The organism is Rhizobium sp. 01T444, from assembly GCF_056398305.1.
The window spans coordinates 47,585-59,807 of the sequence record NZ_JBFTPD010000017.1 but is presented as its reverse complement, the minus strand read 5'-3'; the positions used below and the strand labels follow the sequence as shown (position 1 = coordinate 59,807).

The window sequence follows — 12,223 nt, the reverse complement described above, 5'->3', positions numbered from 1 at the left end:
GGCTTATTTCTTCAGCGATACGCCAACGCTCTTGCACACGAACTTCGTCGTAAAGGCCTTGGTGTAGTCGGTCTCAGGCTTGAAGACCTTGATCGCCACCATTTCATCGAAGAACTTCTTGTAGTGAGCGTCGGTGATGCAGCCGATGCCCTTTTCCAGGCCCTCACCGGATTCGATGATGCCGTATTCCTTCATCTTGGTGATCGAATAAGCGATCTGGCCATCCGTCATTTCCGGATTGTCCTTTTTGATCAGCTCATTGCCCTTGCTGTTGTCGCCGTAGAGATAGTTGTACCAGCCCTTTATCGAGGCATCGGCGAAGCGCTGCACGACGTCAGGCTTGGTATCGACCATCTGCTGGGTCGTGGTGATCATCGTCGAATAGGGTGAATAGCCGTTATCGGCGAGAAGAAAGACTTTCGGCTCCCAGCCGGTCTGCTTCTGGATTTCGTAGGGTTCCGAGGTCAGGTAACCCTGCTGGGCGGATTGCTTGTCGGCAAGGAAGGGGCCGGGATTGAAATTGTAGGGCTTGTATTGCTCATCCTTGAAGCCCTGAAAGTTTGCCTTCATCCATTCGAAATAGGTGAGGTAGCCATCCTTGCTGAGGAACAAGGTCTTCAGCTTCGCAAGATCTGCGAACTTGTCGACGCCGACGTCAGGATGGGCGATCAGGATCTGCGGGTCTTTCTGAAAGATCGCAGCGACATCGACGAGCGGAATACCCTGCTCGACGGCGGAGATTTCGCCCTGTGGCCCGCCCATATAGAAGTCGATCTTGCCTGAGATCAGCAATGCGTTGTTGGCGGCATTCGGTCCGCCCTGCACGATGGAAACGTCAAGGCCGTATTTGGCATAGGTTCCGTCGGCCACCGCCTGGTAGAAGCCGCCATGTTCGGCCTGCGCCAGCCAGTTGGTACCATAGCTGACCTTGTCGAGCGCATAACCGGGAACACTGGCGGCAAGCATCCCGCCAAGCCCAAGAACTGCAGAAAATACTGATGTTTTCAATCTGTTGGACATGGCGGCGTTCCCCTTCTGGTGCCATGGAAGCTCGTTTTCGGCCTCCGATTTTCCGCATTTGAGCGATTGCTTCGCTCTTTGAAAAGCATCAAAATTCGTGCGCAACGATGCCTTTTTGGCATCTCACCTGATGTCTGTGCCTAAATTGGGCGCTGTGCTTAAAAACGATGCAACGAGGTCGCGATGCTGCACTCCAGAAAGCTTCTCTACATCAACGAGATCGCAAAAACGGGCTCGATCAGGAAGGCCGCAGCGCGCCTCAATGTCGCCTCTTCAGCGATCAACCGACAGATTCTGGCGCTGGAGGAGGAGATGGGCGCTCCGCTCTTCGAGCGCCTGCCGCGTGGCTTGCGCCTGACGGCCGCCGGCGAACTCTGCATCGAGCATATTCGCGAGGTTCTGAAGAACTACGAGCGGCTGGAAGGGCGCATCAAAAGCCTGAAGATGCAGCAGGCCGGCAAGGTACGGCTGGTGACGACGGTCGGTCTTGCCGCAGGCCCGCTGCCGGAAATCATCGCCCGCTTCCAGTCGGAGCATCCGCGTGTCTTCATCCAGCTGCGCAACGATGCCGGGACGATGACAGTCAACCCGGTGCTGTCGGGTGAGGTGGATATCGGCCTCGGCTTCAATATTCCGGCGACACCCGGTATCCGCACGCTCGGCAATTTCGATATCCCGATTGGCGTCATCCTGCCGCCCGGCCACCCCCTGATCGGACCGGGGCCGATCAATCTCGGCGATGTCGTGCAGGAGCGGCTGGTGCTTGCGCAGCAGGGTACCAGCCTGCGTGAGGTCATCAACCTCGCAATGTCCAGGCTCGATATCCCTGTCGAGCCTGTTTTGGAAACCAATGCCTCGGAAATGCTGAAGAAACTGGTCAAATGCGGAGCAGGGCTCTCCATGCTGAACCCGCTCGATGTCATCACCGAGTGCCGCCAGGGCGAACTAGTGTTCCGCCCGATTGCCGAGCCGCATAGCCGCCATCAGCCGATGAAGCTCTTTGCCCGCGCCCGCGCGCCGCTCGATTCCGCCACCAGCCTTTTCGTAGAGTATCTCCTGGCCGAGCTTGCGGGTCTCGTTCAGGAACTGCAGGCCAAGGGGCACATCCCGCTGGAGCGGCCTGTCGTTGCGTGATTAGTGCGAATAAAGGTTGGAGAGCGGATAGCGCTTCAGATCATAGAGCAGCTCGATAAAGCCCTTCACCTGATGGCGGCAGATTGCTTCGCCCTTTTCGGCCGTGCCCTTCGAAGCATCGCCGACGACGCCGTTCGGATTGAGATCATGCGCGATCCAGGCGAGCGAATGTGGCGGCAGCGGCTGGATATACTGTGATTGCTCGCGCATCCATTCGGCCTTCGACACGAAATTCTCAGCCTTCTCCATCCGTACCAGCTCCGGTCGGAAATGCAGCATCAGCGATGTCTCGACTTCGCCGCCATGGATGCCGTAACGTGTCTCGTGCTCGCTGATCATGCCGTCAGGATTGCCGAACCGGCCCCATTGGGTAGAAACCACAGCCATCTGGTAGCGCACGCGCAGCTCGCGGGCGACGATGCTCATGATATCGACATTGCCCCCATGCGAGTTGACGATAACGAGCTTGCGCACACCCGCCTCCGCCACCTTCGCGCCGATCGCCGTCCAGACGGGGATCAGCAGCTCGGCACCGAGGGAAAGCGTACCTGGACCATAGACATGCTCGTTGGCCTTGCCGATTTCCTGGGTTGGCAGGACAAGGATATCGAGGTCCTCGGGCCGTTGCCGGCGCAATTCCGCCAACATGCCGTTGGCGATCGCCACATCGGTTGCGATGGGCAGATGCGGACCGTGTTGCTCAGTCGAAGCGATTGGCAGGATAGCGATGGTCGTGTCGGCGGAAAGCGCGGCAAAATCATAAGTGTTCAGTTCATTCCAGTAGAATGGTGTCCCCATCGCCGCTTCCCTCTTTGTCATTATTCGATAGTGAGTAGGGAATAACGCGACATGCGAAAAGCATCGATTTGCGCGCGCGCCGCTGCCTTTTTGCGCGCATAATGTCGTTAGTCCGATGTCAGGCGATCTTTGCACGCTGGAAATAAATATTCCGCCGTTGCCCCTTTCGGGGAAGGCTTTGGTTTGACCGCGCTTGGCGCAGGTCTGTAGATAGTCATTGGCACGCAGAACTGCCTGCGAGTGTTCAGATTTAATGATCCGCAATTGGAGGGCCGACCATGAGCCTACGTATCAACGATATTGCTCCCGATTTCACCGCCGATACCACCCAGGGCCCTGTTCAGTTCCATGACTGGATCGGCAATGGCTGGGCCGTTCTCTTCTCGCATCCGAAGAACTTCACGCCGGTCTGCACGACTGAGCTCGGCACCATGGCCGGCCTTGAAGGCGAGTTTAAGAAGCGCGGCGTCAAGATCATCGGCATTTCCGTCGATCCGGTCGAAAGCCACGGCAAGTGGAAGAACGACATCAAGACGGCAACTGGCTTCGATGTCGAATATCCGCTGATCGGCGACAAGGACCTGAAGGTCGCCAAGCTCTATGACATGCTGCCGGCTGGTGCCGGCGAAAGCTCCGAAGGCCGCACGCCCGCCGATAACGCCACCGTGCGCTCGGTCTTCGTCATCGGCCCGGACAAGAAGATCAAGCTGATCCTTACCTACCCGATGACGACCGGCCGCAATTTCAACGAGATCCTGCGCGCCATCGATTCCATCCAGCTGACCGCCAAGCACCAGGTTGCTACACCGGCCAACTGGAACCAGGGCGACGATGTCATCATCACGGCTGCCGTCTCCAATGAAGACGCCATCGCCCGCTTCGGCTCCTTCGATACGGTTCTGCCGTATCTTAGAAAGACCAAGCAGCCGTCTGCGTGAGTTAGCCACTGCGCTGATACTGTGATTGGATCAAAAGACGTCCCGGCTTCCGGGGCGTCTTTATTTTTAGGTCGGCTGGCGCAGGCCTCTATCAGAGACGCATTCTCGCTTTCCCGCGAACGAGAATGGTTGCCGCGGACGTAGAGGTAGTATTGCTCGCTGCAGCGCCGCTTTGGAACGCAGGTCGGTCCTGGCCTATTCGGATGGCGTCACACGGGTCCAGAAGTCGTCGAACGCGACCGAATCGAAGAAGGCCGAAGCTCGGACGATACGGTCGTCGCGCATGTCGAGAAACCAGGCATAGGTGTTGACGTAAGGTTTTCCGTCGCGGGCGATGCCGCGGGCATCGAAAAAGACGATCACGGTGTCGCCGTCGGCATAGACGTTGCGGATCACGGGCTTCAGCGGCGCCTTCATGCGGGCATTGAACGGGCGGATCACCTCGCGCAGGAACGCCTCGCGGCTAGGATAGGTCTTCGACGCCAGCGAATAGCCCTCGATGGTCCAGCGGGCGTCGTCGGCGAGCAGGTCATAAGGACTACCTGTGCCAGACGCCCACTTCTCAAACCCAGCCTCGACGGCCGTCTTGTTGCGGCGTTCGGTTTCGGTCAGCGTCTGCGAGGCCGCCCGGGCTTCGAGCCCGCAAAGGGCCAGGATGGTGGCGGCGATGCCGAGCGCAGCGTTGAAGATGCCGCGGGCGAGGGATCGCGGGCTGTGGACGATGGCACTTGCGGTGATGGACATGRCTTCCTCCAGAGATTGATTGGTGGTGCGACACCCGCTGAGCGGGTGTCGCGTGCGAGGCTCTGCGCCGATCAGATCTGGTTTTCCCAGGCCTTGAGCTGATGCTCCTTCAGCATGTCTTCGATGACCTTTGGAACCACGTTGCGAAACTTGCCTGTGTCGGCGGGGACGACCTCGATCATCCGGTCGATCATTTCCTGCGGGTCCATCTTGCCTTCAGGGGTGGCGAAGAAGTCGTTGAAGCCGTTGCGCAGGTCTGCCCGCTTGGTGAAGTTCTTGCTGTCATCGAGCCAGCGGAACGGATTATCGGCCATCGTCTCGTTATAGCCGGTGTAGTAGGCGCCCGGGTTGATCGTCTGGATCTTGATGCCGTAAGAACCAAGCTCCTGCTGCAGCGCTTCGGCGATCGATTCCAGGGCGTGCTTGGTGGAGACGTAGGTACCCCAGTTGGCCGGAGTGAACAGGCCGCCCATCGAGGAGGTGAAAACCACTTTGCCCTTCTTGCCTTCGCGCACCCATTTCTGAACGACACCTTGGGTCAGTACCAGCGGCAGGAAGACATTGACTTCATAGTTCTTGCGGACGAGCTCGACCGGAATTTCCCAGACCGGGCCGGCCTCGCCCATGCCTGCATTGTTCCAGAGCACGTCGAAATCCCAACCCTGCGCCTGTTTGATGTCATAGGGGTCGGTGAGATCGAGGCGCTCGACGCGGAAGTTCTTCAGGCCGAGAGCGGCCGCTTCTTCACGCAGCGGCGTGACCTGCGACGAAACCTGCGTGGTGGCGATGATGTTATGGCCGTTCTTGGCCATGCCGATGCCTGCGGCTTTGCCGAAACCGGACCCGGCGCCAGTGATGAGAATGGTCTTGGTCATAATAACGTCCTTTCGATGTGCTTGGGGTTGGAAAGCATTTCAGGCGGTGAGGGCGGCCGCTGCAGCCTGGGCAATTTCGAGGTCCTGGGCGACGGCCCCTCCGGACACGCCGACCGCGCCGATCACGATATTGCGTCCATCGGTGAGGGGAATGCCGCCGGCGAAGACGACGAGGCCGCCATTGGTCTGCTCCAGACCGAACGAGGTGCCACCGGGTTTGCAGAATTCGCCGATTGCTTCGGTGCGCATGGAAAACAGTGCCGCTGTCCGGGCCTTGTTAACGGCGATGTCGATGGAGCCCAGCAGGGCTTCGTCCATGCGGACAAACGCCTTCATGTGGGCGCCTGCGTCGAGGACAGCGATATTGGCCGGGACGCCGATTTCTCTTGCCCGCGCCTCGCCGGCGGCGATGACCCTGCGGGCTTCGTCAGTGGTAATCATCTCCCTGTCTCCCTTTTCGTTCGGGGATTAATGCTTCCCGTTCGATGAGACAGGTGTAGGCCGGAAGGCGCTTTGCGGTATTTCCATCTCTTGCTGCAGTATTTGCAGATCTTGCGCTCGGACTGCGCACGAAGGGGCCGGCGAACGCGTCAAGACGGCGGATATTGCTAGGAGGTGAAGAGCGTGCGGTACTGGCCAGGCGTCAAGCCGGTCATCTTGCGGAAGACGCGGGTGAAATTGGCCTGCGAGCCGAAGCCGGCGTCGATAGCGATCTCCACCAGCGAGGACTGCGCGAGTCGCAGCTTCTCCTTGGCCGCCTCGATCCGTCGCTGGGTGACGTAGCGATGCGGGGCGAAACCGGTGGCCGCACGAAACGTGCGGGAAAAGTGAAAGGGACTGAGGCAAGCCTCTGCAGCAAGGTCTTCCAGCGAGATCTCCGCCGCGATGCGAGCCTCGATGAAATCGAGGACGCGCCGCAGCCGTTTCGGATCGATGGTCGGTGTCCGAGTCGGCGGACGCCAGTGGGCGGACGAATAGGTGCCGAGCAAATGCGCCGCCAGAGCGAGCTGAATCCCGTCGAGAAACAGACGGTCTGTCGCCTCCAGTTTTCGATTCAGCACGCCACGAAAGAGCTCACCGATCTGCAAGACCACCGGATCGGGGACACCGCCCGCATAGGCGAGCTGCACCTTGGCCGGGTCGATGTCGAAGTTCGAAAGCGCGCTCTCACCGACAAGCGATGGCGGCAGGAAGATGTGAAGGGACTCGGGCATGGTGCCGACGATCTCTACGGCGCTCTCATTGACCCCGGCGGGACATACCCATGCGACGCCGGGGCGGGCGATAGCCTCCCGCCGGTGACCGTCGCCGGTCCACCTGATCTTCGACTGACCAGACAGCAGGACTGCTATTTCCGTGCATTCGAGGGTGAGATCGACCTGCCAGCCCGGATCGAAATGCCGGAGCTCGACCTGCAGCCCGGAACATTCGATAAGCCCGCCCACCTGCTTGCTGGTCGGATATTTTCTGTCCCCTTGCGACGCGTCGAAATCCATGTCGCATCCTCGTCTTGAAGGCAGGTCTGGAAATTTGAACCATTCAGCATCGACGAGCCGATTGCTGCCGCCACGCTGCCGTCTGCAATTCTATTTTGATTTATGAATGAAACTTCCGGACACGGGCCACGCTGATATCACGAGCCCGCGCATTGCGATCAGGATTTTGACGAAAATTCAGGCGAGTGCAAGTGTCATAGCCCGAACTGCTGGTATCAGCATCTTGGCCGTAGAACGTCACGATCTCGTTGGCTTGTCGGCGAAAACTACGGGGAATGTATCGAGAAAGCGCCTGCTTCGGAATATTCGACGAAAACAGGCGCTTATCTCTAAAACTGGCTCCCCGGGCCGGATTCGAACCGGCGACCTGTCGATTAACAGTCGAATGCTCTACCGCTGAGCTACCAGGGATCACCGCTTGGCCGCGGCGTGAGCGGGGTAATACAAATGCTTTCCCGATTTGCCAAGCAGTTTTTTCAAAAAAATGAAATCAGCTTGTATTCGCGGCGCTTGAGCCCATCTTTTGTGGATGACTAGCAGGAAAAATGGGCCGAAAAAGGCCGGAGAAAAACGTTTCGGGATCGATCACAAGGATGGCAAGCTGGTTCTCGGCTCGCTGCGGGTGCCGATGCCGCGCTCGCGCATCGCACGCATGACGACCGGAGCGCTGCTCATTTTCGGCGGCATTCTGGGCTTTTTGCCTGTCCTCGGGTTCTGGATGCTGCCGCTGGGCTTCCTCGTCTTATCCCACGACCTGCCGATAGCACGCAGATGGCGGCGACGCGTCGCGGTCTGGTGGCATCGCCGAAAGCGCCCTGCGTGAAGTCGCCAAGGAAGCCATAACCGACCATGCCGACGACGGGCGCTGATTGAACTGCCTGCCGGTAGATCGGCGCACTGCGGTTGCGCGGTGGTGGGCACCATCACTGCGGAAAGACGGCGGGCCTTTCGCCAGAGGCGGGAGAGGTCGTGCCCGACTCTGTGATCTCCGACAGGTGGATTGGCAGTTCGCCATTTTCCTCAAGCGCCGTCGCCGTAATCACGAGTGTGCCGACGAGAATGATCAGCAGCTTCACCGCATTGGGGCTGAGGTTGGCTTTCCGCCACCAGCCGGTCTGAATACGCGAAGGCTCGAGGTAATATTTATAGTAAAATTCCGGATCGCTGGTTTCGACGAGATTGTCATAGATATGCGACGGCACTCCGACATGCCGGACTGGGCGGCGGCCGGCGAATTTGGCATGAAGAACCTGGGTTTCTGGATCGTAGGATACGGCGCGGATCTGTTTGGAATTCAACGGCACCCAATTCATCTCTGCTCCTGTCTCTCCCACAGGCAGCATGGAATGACGATTCTGAAAGTCAAGTTAAGAATTCGTTACTAATGTTTGAGGTGATATTTCGATTTATCTAATATAATGGAAGTGAGGGCGTTGTTGCGATCGCAGATCGCACCTCCTGGATGAATATAAGTGATAGGCTAAACTCATTGAGATATGCCTATTGTGCAATTCGGATAGCCTGGAGGCCTGTCTGAGCAGCTGTTAGCCTAATTGTTGTTCAACCGAGCGCGAATTTCCAGCAGAATGGGTCTTTTATCATCAGCTATGCGTGCGGCTGTCGCGGCGCCCTTCGAGACTGGATCGGCCCTTGTTCTATATGCGCTGGATGTGGCCGGAGTTTGAAATTGCAGGAAATGTTTTTGGAAAGCCCTCTTGCGATTTCCTTACGATCATTCTAAACGCTCGCCACGGCTAACATGACAGCCTGTGAGGCCTCGTGGCGGAGTGGTGACGCAGAGGACTGCAAATCCCCGATAAATGTAATTAAATCAACGGTCGTTCTGAATAAGAGCGCCGAAATCACGCCTTTTTCTCTTTTTTACCATCATTGTTTTTGTTCACAATTTTCGGCTGTTCAGAATGGCCGAAACGCTTCTTCGTGGCCTCCAGGACCCGCTTTTCCGTCTCCTTCGCATAGCCACGATATGCGGCCGCCGTCTTGTGCTTCGACAGGACTCGACCCTGTCCTTCGGTCAGCCCGCTCTCTTCCAATTCCGTCATGCCGCCATGCCTGCACTTGTCCAGGCTGAATCCGACCGGGATTGATTCGCCGTCGTCGCGGAGCTTGTCGGCCATCTCGCGGACCTCGTGGGCGAGGAACGTTCCGTCTCCGAAGAGCACGCCGTTTTTCTTGCAGACGATCGACGTGCCGTAGCGCGGCGTCTGGGCGAGGATCTTTTCTGCGTCTTCGTAGAGTTTGACGAGTTCTCCCGTCTCCTCGTCGAGATATTCGAGCGGGTGCAGGGCAAGCTCGTCCGTCTTCCGGTGCTTCAGACGAATCTTGTCCGGGTGATCAGAGGCACGGTAGCCGGTCCACGGCGCGTAGCCGGCGCCGATCGAGGAGGGACGCATCAGCCACTCGAAGGCCAGGACGGCAGCCGCAGCCAATTCCCCGCGACCGTTTGCGATAGCGCCGTTGGCAAAGGCATAGACGGTCTCGCGGTCAACATGGCCTTTTGTCTGCTTCTTCCGGCGCTTCAGGGTTACGCCTTCCCATGGGTTTGGCGTGTCTGTCCGGAACATCTCCGGATAGTGCGGCTTCATGCGCTTCCACATGGCCTTACAGTAGGTGACGAGCTTCTCGCCCACACGCGTGCCGCCGAAGGCTTCGTAGATCTTCTCGGCCGTGCTGACCGCGATATTGGCGACCCTCGCATCCCCGACCCGGCCTTTCTCGAGCTTGATGTCGCAGACGCGATCAAGAATGCGCTTATAGTCCGGCCGGCTGAACTCAGCGACCCGCTCAGTGAACGAGCTGTGCTTTAGGTAGGTGTTCACCAGCCACTCGACGGTGCCGTATCGGCTCGTATCTGGCTCATGAAGGGGATTCGCCTTCTGACGGCGCCATTCGTCCAGCCGGTCGTTCCAAACGCGTGCTGCCTCGTGCAGCTCCTTTTCGGATAGGTTCACGCCGAGAGGCGCGCTCAGATATGGGCACCCGGCCTTGCGATAGAGGGTGGGGCAGGTCCAGTAATATCCGGTCCCGCCGCTCGCGAGCTTCTTGAACGACGTGTATTGCGGCAGGGTGACCGGGATCATCACCACGCTTCCGGGTCTACGTTTCCGGCGGTTACGCCAATAGCCTGGTCCAGATCGATCTTCCGCCACGCTCTGAATTTGCCTTTGCCGGTTCCCGTTTCAATGAACGGCTTCGGCCATATCGTTCCCACACGGCTCAAGAAGGCGTCAACCGTCTTCTCGCCGGCATAGGCGGCAGCATGCTCGTCCCTGAGGACAGCAGGCCAGCAGCCGGTGGGTATTTCAGCGTGCTTAGTCATTGTCTCCCCGGTTTCCACAGGGGTTTTCCACAGGTGCGCCAATGGTCTGACGTCTCCTCAGACTGAAGTCCGAAGTGAGTTTTTTGGTGGAACGCAAAGACCGGGCAATCATTTATCCGCGGTCCAATAACTTCAGGTAAAGCCCCATGAAAAAAATCATCATTGCTGTAGCTCTGGCTTTTTCGTCCGTCATTGCCGTCCCGGCCGCTTCCTATGCGGACAGCGTCATCATTCGTACTGATGACGGTCCGGGCCTGCATCGCGGCTGGGAACGTAGCGAGCACCGTGGCTGGTACAACGGTCATCGTGGGTGGAGAGCTCGAATGGTCCATGAAGATTACCGGCGCCACCCGTCTTGCTTCACCAAACGGGTAACGACGTATCGGTATGGTGAGCGAGTTACGCGGACGACCAATGTCTGCCGCTAACTGAACCCAATTTCGCCGCATGGAGCCGGAAAGTGATCCACTCTCCGGCTCCTGCTGTTTTGGCGGTTCTTCCCTACACGTTTTAGATCTAGGCCACATCGGCGCCGCCAACAMATGTTCTGCGAGTGCCGCTGCCTTAGTTTGTTCCCCCTCTGGTTGGTCTAAATTAGGACGTTGCGGCGCAACTTGAACGTTTTGCGAACGCGATGTGAGGTCAACGGGCGTCACCTCCTCCTGTGAGGGCGGTGGGGGGTGATCGCGATGGGTTTCCGTTGATGAGATTTGTCCCTGTGATAGACTATGGATATGTCCGAGGAGGAATTCTGCCGGCGGTTTGCTGAACGGGTCCGGCTTTGGGTCCGCGCGGGTCGCAAACCATTTGGAAGGGAGCCCGAGGCCTACTCGGTAGTGGTCGCTCCGATCTACTGGCGCGAGTTGTGGAAAGAGGGCTGGAGCCCTGAGAAATGCGCCGATAACGACGCAGATTATTGGGGGCCAACACACCATCGCTCGGCATAGGAGCGTAGCGGTGTGTTGAGTTCTCTCGATGGTGGCGTACGGCCGCCCAATGGGATATACTAAGTGGATCATTGGCAAGTCTGATCCGTTGGCGCTGATGGCTGAGTGCATCAACGCGCACCCGCTGACCGTACTGGGAGGGGTGCAACTTGCTCGACAAACTTCATTTGCCTGAACCATCGATTTTAAGAGAATTGGCCCGCCGCTACGCGGCGGATGACGCTCATGTTGTGCGTCTCGCGGAGCGTGCGCTCCAAGTGATTTCCAACGATCCGTCCCTTCTTGATGGGCCCGATATGGATGCGGCTTTGTTCTTGATCGTTCACAAGATTGCGCAGGAAGACTGCCCTTGACGCCCATCCCTCGCGATGAGGGCGGTGGGGTGGTGGCGATTTTGGAGTTCGGCCAGATGGTGACCGTCTCGCCATGCTCAAGCGCTTCGCGGACCAGCCAGACGATTTCCTCGTCGGTTTCGAACGGAACATGAGTTCGGCAGAGATGCCCGTCGGCATCGCGGCATTCGGCCTGCCAGCCGGCCGTGCGGATCTCTGCGCTCGTTTGGAGATTGACGGGGTTCGGGTTTTTCATCGGCTTATGATCTCCCCAGTACGCCGATCGACGACCTCGCCGGACATCAGCTTTTTGAAGCGGTTATTGGAAAGGCTGGACTTCTTTTTAATGCCGAGGTGTTTCAGCCGGTTGGCGTTGACCTTCGAGCGGACCGTGGCTTCGGTGCTGGTCTTCTGCTTGTGCGCGGTGCCGAGGACAGCCTGAAGGTTCCCCTCGCGGTTTTGCCCGCCGAGCCAAAGAGGGGTTATATGATCGAATTCAATCTTGTCGCCTGGTCGGAAGGCATGACCGGTCAAGGCGCACTTGTCGTCCTGCTTTCGGAGGATGCGATCCTTGCAGGCGTCGGTCGGCGCAGAATCGT

Annotated in this window: 15 protein-coding genes, 1 tRNA gene and 1 pseudogene; 5 read left to right on the top strand and 12 right to left on the bottom strand. The window is 58.3% G+C overall.

Annotation, left to right across the window (positions count from 1 at the left end):
* Positions 1 to 3: 3 nt before the first annotated feature.
* Positions 4 to 1,020, bottom strand: a complete 1,017-nt coding sequence (locus AC1DTN_RS22090; RefSeq protein ID WP_477922613.1) for an ABC transporter substrate-binding protein — start codon at positions 1,018 to 1,020, stop codon at positions 4 to 6.
* Between the two features lie 183 nt (positions 1,021 to 1,203).
* Between AC1DTN_RS22090 and AC1DTN_RS22085 the strand changes: the two genes are divergently transcribed.
* Complete coding sequence (locus AC1DTN_RS22085) at positions 1,204 to 2,154, top strand: LysR family transcriptional regulator (protein WP_310383100.1); 951 nt, start codon at positions 1,204 to 1,206, stop codon at positions 2,152 to 2,154.
* On the opposite strand, the gene AC1DTN_RS22080 is transcribed toward AC1DTN_RS22085, so the two are convergent.
* Positions 2,155 to 2,952: a creatininase family protein gene (locus AC1DTN_RS22080; RefSeq protein WP_439014816.1), complete on the bottom strand. Its 798-nt coding sequence runs from the start codon at positions 2,950 to 2,952 to the stop codon at positions 2,155 to 2,157.
* 278 nt (positions 2,953 to 3,230) lie between these two features.
* Here AC1DTN_RS22080 and AC1DTN_RS22075 point away from each other — a divergent pair, with 278 nt between their 5' ends.
* Positions 3,231 to 3,890 carry a peroxiredoxin gene (locus AC1DTN_RS22075; RefSeq protein WP_007815641.1) on the top strand — a complete coding sequence of 220 codons (660 nt, stop codon included), beginning with the start codon at positions 3,231 to 3,233 and terminating at the stop codon, positions 3,888 to 3,890.
* Positions 3,891 to 4,085: 195 nt separating this feature from the next.
* Here AC1DTN_RS22075 and AC1DTN_RS22070 read toward each other — a convergent pair whose 3' ends face one another.
* From AC1DTN_RS22070 to AC1DTN_RS22050, 5 genes are all read right to left on the bottom strand, one after another.
* The gene (locus AC1DTN_RS22070) at positions 4,086 to 4,634 is read right to left on the bottom strand and encodes a nuclear transport factor 2 family protein (RefSeq protein ID WP_439014817.1); all 549 of its coding nucleotides are present in this window, start codon (positions 4,632 to 4,634) and stop codon (positions 4,086 to 4,088) included.
* 71 nt (positions 4,635 to 4,705) lie between these two features.
* Entirely contained in the window at positions 4,706 to 5,509 is an 804-nt protein-coding gene (locus AC1DTN_RS22065; RefSeq protein ID WP_439014818.1) for an SDR family oxidoreductase, read from the bottom strand.
* A 39-nt stretch (positions 5,510 to 5,548) separates the two neighbouring features.
* On the bottom strand, positions 5,549 to 5,950 hold the full coding sequence (locus AC1DTN_RS22060; RefSeq protein ID WP_439014819.1) for a GlcG/HbpS family heme-binding protein: 402 nt from the start codon (positions 5,948 to 5,950) through the stop codon (positions 5,549 to 5,551).
* Between the two features lie 167 nt (positions 5,951 to 6,117).
* A complete protein-coding gene (locus AC1DTN_RS22055) occupies positions 6,118 to 7,005 on the bottom strand; it encodes a helix-turn-helix domain-containing protein (protein ID WP_439014820.1) in 888 nt (295 codons plus the stop codon).
* A 336-nt stretch (positions 7,006 to 7,341) separates the two neighbouring features.
* Positions 7,342 to 7,416: transfer RNA gene (locus AC1DTN_RS22050), tRNA-Asn, on the bottom strand.
* A 118-nt stretch (positions 7,417 to 7,534) separates the two neighbouring features.
* Between AC1DTN_RS22050 and AC1DTN_RS22045 the strand changes: the two genes are divergently transcribed.
* Positions 7,535 to 7,828 carry a membrane protein gene (locus AC1DTN_RS22045; RefSeq protein ID WP_037106437.1) on the top strand — a complete coding sequence of 98 codons (294 nt, stop codon included), beginning with the start codon at positions 7,535 to 7,537 and terminating at the stop codon, positions 7,826 to 7,828.
* A 100-nt stretch (positions 7,829 to 7,928) separates the two neighbouring features.
* Here AC1DTN_RS22045 and AC1DTN_RS22040 read toward each other — a convergent pair whose 3' ends face one another.
* The 3 genes from AC1DTN_RS22040 to AC1DTN_RS22030 all read right to left on the bottom strand — a co-directional run bounded on the left by AC1DTN_RS22040 (position 7,929) and on the right by AC1DTN_RS22030 (position 10,345).
* A complete protein-coding gene (locus tag AC1DTN_RS22040; RefSeq protein WP_439014821.1) occupies positions 7,929 to 8,318 on the bottom strand; it encodes a KTSC domain-containing protein in 390 nt (129 codons plus the stop codon).
* A gap of 549 nt (positions 8,319 to 8,867) precedes the next feature.
* On the bottom strand, positions 8,868 to 10,106 hold the full coding sequence (locus tag AC1DTN_RS22035) for a hypothetical protein (protein WP_477922610.1): 1,239 nt from the start codon (positions 10,104 to 10,106) through the stop codon (positions 8,868 to 8,870).
* A complete protein-coding gene (locus tag AC1DTN_RS22030) occupies positions 10,106 to 10,345 on the bottom strand; it encodes a hypothetical protein (RefSeq protein ID WP_113206779.1) in 240 nt (79 codons plus the stop codon). Before AC1DTN_RS22030 ends, AC1DTN_RS22035 begins: the two co-directional genes overlap by 1 nt.
* A 146-nt stretch (positions 10,346 to 10,491) precedes the next feature.
* On the opposite strand from AC1DTN_RS22030, the gene AC1DTN_RS22025 reads away from it, so the two are divergent.
* Together AC1DTN_RS22025 and AC1DTN_RS22020 are read left to right on the top strand one after the other, a co-directional pair.
* Positions 10,492 to 10,773: a hypothetical protein gene (locus tag AC1DTN_RS22025; RefSeq protein WP_477922662.1), complete on the top strand. Its 282-nt coding sequence runs from the start codon at positions 10,492 to 10,494 to the stop codon at positions 10,771 to 10,773.
* Between the two features lie 668 nt (positions 10,774 to 11,441).
* Positions 11,442 to 11,645, top strand: a complete 204-nt coding sequence (locus tag AC1DTN_RS22020; protein ID WP_477922661.1) for a hypothetical protein — start codon at positions 11,442 to 11,444, stop codon at positions 11,643 to 11,645.
* A 49-nt stretch (positions 11,646 to 11,694) separates the two neighbouring features.
* Here AC1DTN_RS22020 and AC1DTN_RS22015 read toward each other — a convergent pair.
* Both AC1DTN_RS22015 and AC1DTN_RS22010 read right to left on the bottom strand, forming a co-directional pair.
* A pseudogene (locus tag AC1DTN_RS22015) lies at positions 11,695 to 11,880 on the bottom strand (hypothetical protein); the annotation flags it as partial.
* Complete coding sequence (locus AC1DTN_RS22010; RefSeq protein WP_477922608.1) at positions 11,877 to 12,158, bottom strand: HNH endonuclease signature motif containing protein; 282 nt, start codon at positions 12,156 to 12,158, stop codon at positions 11,877 to 11,879. The pseudogene AC1DTN_RS22015 and the gene AC1DTN_RS22010, both read right to left, overlap by 4 nt.
* Between the last annotated feature and the right edge of the window lie 65 nt (positions 12,159 to 12,223).

Bases quoted from the DNA above. Each gene is read 5' to 3' on its own strand.
- AC1DTN_RS22035 (WP_477922610.1), bottom strand. From the start codon at position 10,106: ATGATCCCGGTCACCCTGCCGCAATACACGTCGTTCAAGAAGCTCGCG.
- AC1DTN_RS22060 (WP_439014819.1), bottom strand. From the start codon at position 5,950: ATGATTACCACTGACGAAGCCCGCAGGGTCATCGCCGCCGGCGAGGCG.
- AC1DTN_RS22055 (WP_439014820.1), bottom strand. From the start codon at position 7,005: ATGGATTTCGACGCGTCGCAAGGGGACAGAAAATATCCGACCAGCAAG.
- AC1DTN_RS22080 (WP_439014816.1), bottom strand. From the start codon at position 2,952: ATGGGGACACCATTCTACTGGAATGAACTGAACACTTATGATTTTGCC.
- AC1DTN_RS22025 (WP_477922662.1), top strand. From the start codon at position 10,492: ATGAAAAAAATCATCATTGCTGTAGCTCTGGCTTTTTCGTCCGTCATT.
- AC1DTN_RS22040 (WP_439014821.1), bottom strand. From the start codon at position 8,318: ATGAATTGGGTGCCGTTGAATTCCAAACAGATCCGCGCCGTATCCTAC.
- AC1DTN_RS22085 (WP_310383100.1), top strand. From the start codon at position 1,204: ATGCTGCACTCCAGAAAGCTTCTCTACATCAACGAGATCGCAAAAACG.
- AC1DTN_RS22070 (WP_439014817.1), bottom strand. From the start codon at position 4,634: ATGTCCATCACCGCAAGTGCCATCGTCCACAGCCCGCGATCCCTCGCC.
- AC1DTN_RS22030 (WP_113206779.1), bottom strand. From the start codon at position 10,345: ATGACTAAGCACGCTGAAATACCCACCGGCTGCTGGCCTGCTGTCCTC.
- AC1DTN_RS22065 (WP_439014818.1), bottom strand. From the start codon at position 5,509: ATGACCAAGACCATTCTCATCACTGGCGCCGGGTCCGGTTTCGGCAAA.
- AC1DTN_RS22045 (WP_037106437.1), top strand. From the start codon at position 7,535: ATGACTAGCAGGAAAAATGGGCCGAAAAAGGCCGGAGAAAAACGTTTC.
- AC1DTN_RS22090 (WP_477922613.1), bottom strand. From the start codon at position 1,020: ATGTCCAACAGATTGAAAACATCAGTATTTTCTGCAGTTCTTGGGCTT.
- AC1DTN_RS22075 (WP_007815641.1), top strand. From the start codon at position 3,231: ATGAGCCTACGTATCAACGATATTGCTCCCGATTTCACCGCCGATACC.